We start from the raw sequence: 6,911 nt of genomic DNA, 5'->3' as shown, positions 1-6,911 counted from the left end.
TCTTATGCTGTAACGTCCAGAACCCCGGTGTCTCCGAAAGAGAACCGGGGTTCTGGCGTTTGGGCGTCGTGAAAGAACGCGACACGCCAGGCGCCAGGAAGCAAAAAAGCCGTCCATTGGACGGCTTTTTTGCATTGGCGCCCGACTCACTGCTGAGCCAAAAACTTCGTCGCCAGGTGCACCCAAAACGACGATCCCACCGGCAGCAACTGATCGTTAAAGTCATAGCTCGCGTTGTGCAGCATGCAAGGGCCTGCACCATGGCCCGCATCCCGGTGACCACCTTCGCCGTTACCGAGAAACGCATAGCACCCGGGCTTCTCAAGCAGCATGAACGAGAAGTCCTCGGCGCCCATGGTTGGTTCGACGTTCGCGTCAACGTGGTCCGCGCCGACCACCTCCCGCATCACCTCCGCGGCAAACTGCGCCTCCGCGCTGCTGTTCACCGTCGGCGGATAATTGCGATGAAAAGCGATGTCGACCGAGCAGTCATACGCCTCAGCCGTGCTCTCGGCGATCTTGCGCAGCCGCGACTCGATCAGATCCAGCGTTTCCGTCGTGAAGGTACGCACCGTTCCCGCGATCCATGCCGTGTTCGGCACCACGTTGACCGCATCGCCGGCATGAATCTGCGTGATCGAGAGCACGGCCGTATCGAGCGGCTTCTTGTTGCGCGTGATGATGCTCTGCAACCCGTTCGCGATCTGCACCGCGGTGAAAACCGGATCCCGGCCATTGTGCGGCAACGCGGCGTGCGAGCCTACGCCATTGATTTCAATGCGAAATTCGTTGCTAGAAGCCATAATCGGCCCTTCGGTCACACCGAAGTAGCCAGCCGGCATGCCGGGCCAGTTGTGAATACCGAAAACGGCGTCCACGGGAAATTGCTCGAAGAGGCCATCGTCGATCATGGCTTTCGCGCCAGCACCGCCTTCTTCAGCGGGCTGGAAAATGAAGACGATCGTGCCGTCGAACTGTCCGTGCCGCGCGAGATGTTGTGCTGCGCCAAGCAGCATCGCCGTGTGGCCGTCGTGGCCGCACGCGTGCATTTTGCCTTCGTTGCGCGAGCGATGATCGAACGTGTTGAGTTCCTGGATCGGCAAGGCGTCCATATCGGCGCGCAAACCGACCATGCGCTTGCCAGTGCCGCGCTTGAGCACACCGACAACGCCGGTCTTGCCCATGCCACGATGCACTTCAATGCCCCATTCTGTGAGTTTTGCAGCGACGAGGTCGGAGGTTTGAGTTTCTTCGTAGCGCAGTTCGGGGTGCGCGTGGATCGTTCGTCGGAGGCCCTGGATTTCGCCTTGGGCGGCCTGGATTTCCGGAATCAGTTTCATGGCGGACGGTGCTCGAAAAGTGGGCGCCCGGCCTTTGTCTCCAAATCAGGCCGGGTCTAGACAAACCATTCTACGCCGAACCTTTTTTTTCGCGCCAACCCCCTGGGTGCGGACAGGGCGCGCGCCCTGGACATAATAAAATTGCATCTACGACAGAACGCCTCACCCACGGATTTCCGATGAACGCCCCAGCCGAATTTGCCCGCGAATTTGCCCGTGCAGTTTGCCCGCACGATTGTCCCGATACCTGCGCAATGCGCGTGACCGTTGAAAATGGCCGGGCAATCAAAGTGAGCGGCGACCCGGATCATCCGCCCACCCAGGGCGTGCTGTGCACGAAAGTGACCCGCTATGCCGAGCGAGTCCATCACCCGAAGCGTTTGACGCAGCCGATGAAGCGGGTTGGACGCAAGGGGGAAGGGCGTTTCGAACCAATCAGCTGGGACGAGGCCACACGGATCGCCGCTGAACGCCTGGGCGAACTCGCGCAGCGCGCACCCGAAGCCATCCTGCCGTACAGCTATGCCGGTACGATGGGGCTCGTTCAGGGCGATAGCATCGCACAGCGCTTCTTTCACAAGCTTGGCGCGTCGCGTCTCGATCGCGCGATCTGCGCGGCGGCGGGCGCCGCCGGCCTGCGTTATACGTTTGGCTCGAGCCTCGGCATGCTCACGGAGTATTTCGCAGAAAGCGAGGTGATCCTGATCTGGGGCGCTAACCCGATCGCATCGAACCTGCACTTCTGGACTCGCGCGCAAGAAGCGAAACGCAACGGCGCGAAGCTGATCGCGATCGACCCGTATCGCTCGCTGACGGCCGAGAAATGCCACCAGCACATTGCGCTCAAGCCCGGTACAGACGGCGCGCTTGCGCTCGGCATGATGCACGTGCTGATCACCGAGGACCGGCTCGACCACGATTACATTGCGGCCCATACCCACGGCTTCGACGCGTTGAAGGCGCGTGCGCTCACCTACACGCCGGCGCGCGTCGCCGGGATCTGCGGCATCGAGGAGCAGGTCGTCGTCGATCTTGCGCGCCTCTATGCGTCGACGCGCAAGGCGGCAATCCGCATGAACTACGGCCTGCAACGCGTGCGCGGCGGTGGCAACGCCGTGCGTGCCATCGCCTGTCTGCCCGCGCTGACCGGCGCGTGGCGCGAGCGCGCGGGCGGCGTGCTGCTTTCGTCGTCGGGCTGGGCCCCCGTCGATACGAACGCCCTCCAGCGTCCCGATCTGATTCCGGGCTGGCCGCAGCATCAGCCGCGTATCATCAACATGAACCAGATCGGCGACGCGCTCACGCACGCAGGCGACGCCGCATTCGGGCCGAAGGTCGAAGCGATCGTCGTCTACAACTCGAATCCGGTTGCGGTTGCGCCCGAGTCGGCGAAGGTCGCCGCCGGCTTTGCGCGCGAGGACCTCTTTACCATCGTGCTCGAGCAGTTCCAGACCGACACCGCCGATTACGCCGACCTGCTGCTGCCTGCCACGACCCAGCTTGAACATCTCGACGTTCACAAGTCCTACGGCCACACGCACATCATGGCGAACCTGCCTGCCATCGCGCCCGTTGGCGAGGCGCGGCCGAATACCGAGATTTTCCGTTCCATCGCGCGCACGATGGGCCTGACCGAGCCGGCGCTGTTCGAAAGCGACGAAGACGTGGCGACCCGCGCGTTCGACTGGAGCGATCCCGCGCTAGGCGGAGCCGACTGGGCCGCGCTCAAGCGCGAAGGCTGGCTCGAGCTGAACATTCCTGAAGCGCCGTTTGCGAACGGCGGTTTTCGCACGCCCACGGGCAAATGCGAGTTCCATAGCGAGGCGCTTGCGAAGGCCGGGCTCGATCCGCTGCCCGACTACCTGCCGCCGCACGAGTCGGCAGACGGCGCGCCCGAGCTTGCCGCCCGCTATCCGCTCGCGATGATCTCGCCGCCTGCGCGCAACTTTCTGAACAGCACCTTCGTGAACGTGGAGAGCCTGCGCGCGACCGAAGGCGAGCCGCACGTGGACCTTCATCCGGCCGATGCCGCCCGCCGCGAGATTGCCGACGGCGACGAGGTTCGCGTATTCAACGACCGCGGCTCGATGCGCGCGCGGGCGCGCGTGACCGACCGGGCGCGCAGCGGCCTCGTGGTGGGCCTGTCGATCTGGTGGAAGAAGCTGGCGCCGGACGGCCGCAACGCCAACGAAGTGACGAGCCAGGCGCTCACCGACCTTGGCGGCTCGGCGACTTTCTACGATTGCCTCGTCGAGGTCGAGCGCATCTGAAAGCGCCTCATGGCATAGCTAACGGCCCCACAATGCCCGTTCGAGGGGCCTTTCTAACTCGCTGATTTGCTGACATAAAAGCTGGGTCGCCATGCTACGATCCAATTTTTTAGCACGACCATTCGAAAAATCAAGGAGGAGACGCTGCATGGAAAAAGTCTGGCTGAAATCGTACCCGCCCGGCGTTCCCGCTGAAATCGACGCGAGCCGTTACGCGTCCATCACGGCGCTGCTCGAAGAGAGCTTCAGCGAATTCCGTGCAAAGCCCGCCTTCGCATGCATGGGCAAGACGATCACCTACGGTGAGCTGGACCAACTCTCCCAGCGTCTGGCCGCATGGTTTCAGTCGCGCGGTATTGCACGTGGCGCGCGCATCGCGCTCATGATGCCCAACGTGCTGCAGTATCCGGTCGCGCTGGCTGCGGTACTACGCGCGGGCTATGTCGTCGTCAACGTGAACCCGCTCTACACGCCGCGCGAGCTCGAACACCAGTTGAAGGACAGCGGCGCAGAAGCGATCGTCGTCCTCGAGAACTTCGCCGGCACCGTGAGCGCGGTGATCGCCAATACGCGCGTGAAGCACGTACTGGTCGCGGCGATGGGCGATCTGCTTGGCGCGAAGGGCTTTGTCGTCAACTTCGTCGTGCGGCGCGTGAAGAAGATGGTGCCCGCCTGGAGTCTGCCCGGCCACGTGCGCTTTAACGACGCGCTCGCCGAAGGTGCACGCAAAGGCTTCAAGCGCGTCGAGCAGACGCCCGAGGACGTCGCCTTCCTTCAGTACACGGGCGGCACGACCGGTGTGGCCAAGGGCGCGACGCTGCTGCATAGCAACCTGATTGCCAACGTGCTGCAGTCGGCGGCATGGACCGAGCCCGCGCTTGCGAAACTGCCATCCGGTACGCAGCCGGTGACGGTCGCGGCGCTGCCGCTTTATCACGTGTTCGCGCTGACCGTTTGCGGGCTGCTGACGCTGCGCACCGGCGGTCTCGCGATTCTGATTCCGAATCCGCGTGACATTGGCGGCATGATCAAGGAACTGCACGGCTACTCGATCACGTGTTTTCCTGCGGTCAACACGCTCTACAACGCGATGCTCAACCATCCGGATTTCGCCAATCTGGACTTCACGCACCTGCTCGTTGCAAACGGTGGCGGCATGGCCGTGCAGGAAGCCGTGGCCAAGCGCTGGTACGAGCGCACGCATACGCCGATCGTCGAAGGCTATGGGCTCTCGGAAACCTCGCCCAGCGTGACCTGCAATCCGGTTACGGCAACGGAATACACCGGCACGATCGGCTTGCCTTTGCCTTCCACTGAAATCTCGATTCGTGACGACGCCGGCAATGAACTGCCGATTGGCGAAGCCGGTGAGATCTGCATCCGCGGGCCGCAAGTGATGGCGGGCTACTGGCAGCGTCCGGAAGAAACGGCGAAAGTCATGACGCCCGACGGCTACTTCAAGTCGGGCGACGTCGGCCTCATTAACGCGCGGGGCTACATCAAGCTCGTCGACCGCAAGAAGGACATGATTCTGGTCTCGGGCTTCAATGTCTACCCGAACGAAGTCGAGGACGTCGTGGCGAAGCTGCCGGGCGTGTTCGAAGTGGCGGCGGTGGGTGTACCCGACCAGAACTCGGGCGAGGCGGTGAAGCTCTATATCGTCAAGAAAGACCCGGCACTCACCGACAAGGACGTGTTCGAGTACTGCAAGACGCAGCTCACCGGCTACAAGCGGCCGAAGATCATTGAGTTCCGCAACGATCTGCCCAAGAGCAACGTCGGCAAGATCCTGCGCCGCGAGCTGCGCGACGGTCGCGCCTGAACGCGAAAGAACGAAGCGAAAGGCTAGCGAGCTACAAGCGAAACCGGCCTGCCCATCGAGGGCAGGCCGGTTTTTTTTGCCCTGCGCACCGTCGCGAAGCAAGGCGTGCGCAAAAGAAAAAAGGCGCCCGGAGGCGCCTTCGAGACTACAACGAATGTTCTTATTAGAACTTGTGACGGATACCGACGCGAGCCGTGAACACGTTGTTCGTGCTCGACGGCGTCAGACCGTTGATCGAGGCAACAGCCGAGTTGCCCGTCGAGTCGGTGCCCGTAGCATGCTGGTACACGCCGATCAGGTAGACGTCCGTACGCTTCGACAGGAAGTAGTCCGTACCCAGTGCGTACTGGAAGTACTTCGCACCGCCGTCGCTCGAGCCGTTCGCACGCGTGACGCTGCTGCCGTCCGTGTAGTCGAACGCGAAGCCTGCCAGCAGGGCCGGCGTGAACTGGTACTTGATGTTCGCTTCGACGTTGTTGAAGTTGGCATTCGTGCCGCGCTCGAAGAGCGACGTGGACGTCGCGCCGAGGTTGCGGAAGCTGACGTTCGAGTACGTCACGCCGAACGTCGCTGCGCCGAACGTGTAAGCACCGCCTGCACCGATAACCTGGTACGTGTTGGCCGAAGCGAAGCCGCCGTAGACCGGGTTGCCCGTAGCCGTCAGAGCTGCCGAAGCGCCAGCCGAGCCGCCGTTGTTGAACAGGCCGCCCGTCGCGTTCGGCGTGCGTGCGTTCAGGTAACCAACGCCGAGGACGAGGGGACCGTTGTTATAGCCAGCGCCCAACGACCAGATCTGGTTCGCCGTGAAGTTGCCTGCCTGGCCACCGAAGCTGTACGTGCCGCCGAACGTCAGGCCAGCGTAGTTCACGCTCGTGAACTTGACCGTGTTGTTCGTACGGTAAGCGTTGTTGAAGTTGTCCAGATCCTGCGGGTGAGCAGCGATGTAGCCGCCCCACTGGTCGCCGGCTTCGAGCGGACCGACGTAGTCGACGACGGAGTCGTACTGGCGACCCAGCGTGACCGTGCCGAACTGCGAGCTCGACAGGCCGACATACGCTTGACGACCGAACATCAGGCCGCCCTGACCGAGCTTGCCGGTGTTCACGTCGAAACCGTTTTCGAGCACGAAGACTGCCTTCAGGCCGCCGCCGAGGTCTTCAGCGCCGCGCAGGCCGAAACGGCTGCCTTGCATCACGCCGCTCGACAGGTTGTACAGGTGCTTGCCACCCGAGTTCGTGTTGATGTTGAAACCTTCGTCGATGATACCGTACAGCGTGACGCTGCTCTGAGCGTGAGCAACGCCCGCGAACGCGCCCAGCGCAGCCAGCGCGAGAAGCGACTTCTTCATTGAATGATCTCCAGTGTTTGCGAATCTTTTGCGTCTTGTAACGGAACCGGTTTTTTATCGTGCGTGGGTCCCGTCCTTCTAACTTCGCGAGAAGTTGCCACGTAATGTAACAAAAGGGTTAATAGTCACAA

Annotated in this window: 4 protein-coding genes; 2 read left to right on the top strand and 2 right to left on the bottom strand. The window is 62.4% G+C overall.

Annotation, left to right across the window (positions count from 1 at the left end; genetic code table 11):
* Positions 1-146: 146 nt before the first annotated feature.
* A complete protein-coding gene (locus U5A57_RS36915) occupies positions 147-1,340 on the bottom strand; it encodes a M20 aminoacylase family protein (RefSeq protein WP_321916801.1) in 1,194 nt (397 codons plus the stop codon).
* A 179-nt stretch (positions 1,341-1,519) separates the two neighbouring features.
* Between U5A57_RS36915 and U5A57_RS36910 the strand changes: the two genes are divergently transcribed.
* Together U5A57_RS36910 and U5A57_RS36905 are read left to right on the top strand one after the other, a co-directional pair.
* Entirely contained in the window at positions 1,520-3,610 is a 2,091-nt protein-coding gene (locus U5A57_RS36910; protein WP_321916800.1) for a molybdopterin oxidoreductase family protein, read from the top strand.
* Between the two features lie 148 nt (positions 3,611-3,758).
* Positions 3,759-5,432: a long-chain fatty acid--CoA ligase gene (locus U5A57_RS36905; protein ID WP_321916799.1), complete on the top strand. Its 1,674-nt coding sequence runs from the start codon at positions 3,759-3,761 to the stop codon at positions 5,430-5,432.
* Between the two features lie 163 nt (positions 5,433-5,595).
* Here U5A57_RS36905 and U5A57_RS36900 read toward each other — a convergent pair whose 3' ends face one another.
* Entirely contained in the window at positions 5,596-6,780 is a 1,185-nt protein-coding gene (locus tag U5A57_RS36900) for a porin (protein ID WP_321916797.1), read from the bottom strand.
* Between the last annotated feature and the right edge of the window lie 131 nt (positions 6,781-6,911).

This window comes from Paraburkholderia sp. J11-2 (genome assembly GCF_905220185.1).
Taxonomy (GTDB): domain Bacteria; phylum Pseudomonadota; class Gammaproteobacteria; order Burkholderiales; family Burkholderiaceae; genus Paraburkholderia.
This window is presented reverse-complemented; position numbering and strand designations above follow the sequence as displayed.